General features: G+C 74.1%; 3 protein-coding genes. 1 reads left to right on the forward strand and 2 read right to left on the reverse strand.

Annotation, left to right across the window (positions count from 1 at the left end; genetic code table 11):
* Both AWW66_RS31975 and AWW66_RS31980 read right to left on the reverse strand, forming a co-directional pair.
* On the reverse strand, nt 1-629 hold a 629-nt coding region (locus AWW66_RS31975), incomplete at its 3' end, for an acetyl-CoA carboxylase carboxyltransferase subunit beta (protein ID WP_281179654.1).
* On the reverse strand, nt 626-961 hold the full coding sequence (locus AWW66_RS31980; RefSeq protein WP_067374525.1) for a TcmI family type II polyketide cyclase: 336 nt from the start codon (nt 959-961) through the stop codon (nt 626-628). The genes AWW66_RS31975 and AWW66_RS31980, both read right to left, overlap by 4 nt.
* A gap of 411 nt (nt 962-1,372) precedes the next feature.
* Between AWW66_RS31980 and AWW66_RS31985 the strand changes: the two genes are divergently transcribed.
* The coding region (locus tag AWW66_RS31985) for an AfsR/SARP family transcriptional regulator (protein WP_067374528.1) at nt 1,373-2,111 on the forward strand (739 nt) is incomplete at its 3' end.

Here is a 2,111-nt window from a genome sequence, read left to right on the forward strand (position 1 = left end):
CCGGCCTCGGCGAGCACCAGGTCGGTGTTGGTGGCGAAGGAGGCGGCCACCCCGCCGTACGTCGGGTCGGTGAGGATGCTGACCGTCAGCACGCCCGCCTCGCGCAGGGCGGCCACCGCCTGGCTGACCGTGGCCATCTGCATCAGCGACAGCGCGCCCTCCTGCATCCGGGCGCCGCCGGAGGCGGTCACCAGGACCAGCGGGACGCGCTCGTCGAGGGCCCGCTCGGCGGTACGGGTGATCAGCTCGCCGACCGCCGCGCCGAGGCTGCCACCGAGGAACCGGAAGTCCATCACCGCCAGCGCGGCCCGGTGCCCGCCGACCGTGGCGGTACCGCAGAGCACCGCCTCGGCCAGCCCGGTCGCCGCGCGGGCCGCGGAGAGCCGGTGCGGGTACGGCAGCAGGTCCACGAAGCCGATCGGATCCACGTCGGCCGGCCGGTCGGGCAGCGGGACGAAGGAGCCGGGATCGACCAGTTGCCGCAGCCGCTCCGGCGCCCCGAGGCGGGCGTGGGTGCCGCACTCCGGGCAGACGTCGAGGTTGCGGGAGAGCCGCTTGCGGTACAGCAGCGTCGCGCAGCCCCCGCAGCGGGACCAGAGCTGCCCGCCCGGGGGCGCGGTGGCGGTCACGGCCGCCGCCCGGGGGTCGCGTCCCAGTGGTAAAAGCGGTGCGCCATCGCGTCCCGGGGGGAGCGCCAGGTCGGCAGGTACGGCGAGATGTACGGGCGCAGCCGGTCGCTGACCCGGGTGAACTCCGGGTGCTCCCGGACCGCCTCCACCGAGTCACCGGCCGGCGACTCGGTCTCCAGCAGGTGGACGTAGAGGTCGCCCAACCGGTACAGCGACCGGTGGCGTACCCCGACCAGACGCGGCAACTCCGTCGCGTCGGAGTCGGCGAAGATCTCGGCCACCTGCTGTTCGGCGGTCGGCACCACCTTCGCGATGATCAGCGAACGGTCCATGAACTGCCACCCCCACGGCACATCGACGGGTGGCCGGCGGCCACGTCGGACGGGTGTGGACACGATGCGGGGTACGCCGTCACGGCACCGTCACCGCGCGCTGCCCACCGGACAGCACATCCGGTGACGTTCCGTTGACGGAAGCTGTGAACAATCTCAGCCCCCGCTGTGGACTCCCCGCAGAGGCTGACACTTTTTCGCTGATCAGAGGGGGTGCGGCCATCGCAGCCGAAGGTCACAATCTCGACCAGCTCGTTGACTCAGCGTAACTGCGGTTGTTAGTGTTCGCACGGCCAGCCCGGCGGTCGCGCGTCACCCGCCGCACGGCGCGACCTCGACAGCGGCGTGGCCGAACGGCCGCGCCGGTGACGGAAAGCCGGGACTCCGGTTCCACTGCAGGGGGTGCCGCCCGTGACCGCTGATCCGCGCACGCCCGCCCGGGCGCCGCACCCCTCGGTGTCCCTGCACCTGCTCGGCGGATTCCGGCTGCTGCGCGACGGGACGCCGGTGGTGGTGCCCCGCGGGCTCCAGCGCGTCATCGCCCTGATCGGACTCCGCCCCGGCGCGACCCGCAGCAACCTCGCCGGGCTGCTCTGGCCCGAGGCGGCCGAGGAGCGGGCGCTGTCGTCGCTGCGCACCGCGCTGTGGCGGCTGCGGCAGGATCCCTGCTGCCCGCTGGCCGTCACCGGCGACACCGTCCGGCTGGACCCGCTGGTCCACCTCGACGTCGACGACCTGGTCGACACCGCCGCCCGGATCCGCGACGGCGACGACCCCGGGCTGGTCGAGGGGGCGCTGGCCGCCGGCCGGCACGACCTGCTCCCCGGCTGGTACGACGACTGGGTGCTGCTGGACCGGGAACGGCTGCGCCAGTTACGGCTGCACATGCTGGAGCAGGTGGCCGGGCACCACCTCGCGGCCGGCCGGCACGGCGAGGCGCTGGAGGCCGCCCTGGAGGCGATGGCGGCCGAGCCGCTGCGCGAGACCCCGCACCGGCTGGTGGTGCGCATCCACCTCGCCGAGGGCAACGCCTTCGAGGCGGTGCACGCCTTCTACGTCTACCGCGACCTGCTCCTGCGCGAACTGCGCCTGGAGCCGTCGGCGGCGATGTCCGCGCTGCTCGCCGACACCCTGGCCCCGATCCGCCGGG

This window comes from Micromonospora rosaria, assembly GCF_001567585.1.
GTDB lineage: Bacteria > Actinomycetota > Actinomycetes > Mycobacteriales > Micromonosporaceae > Micromonospora > Micromonospora rosaria.

Excerpts from the sequence above, each read along its gene's own strand:
- AWW66_RS31980 (WP_067374525.1), bottom strand. The coding sequence starts at position 961 with ATGGACCGTTCGCTGATCATCGCGAAGGTGGTGCCGACCGCCGAACAG.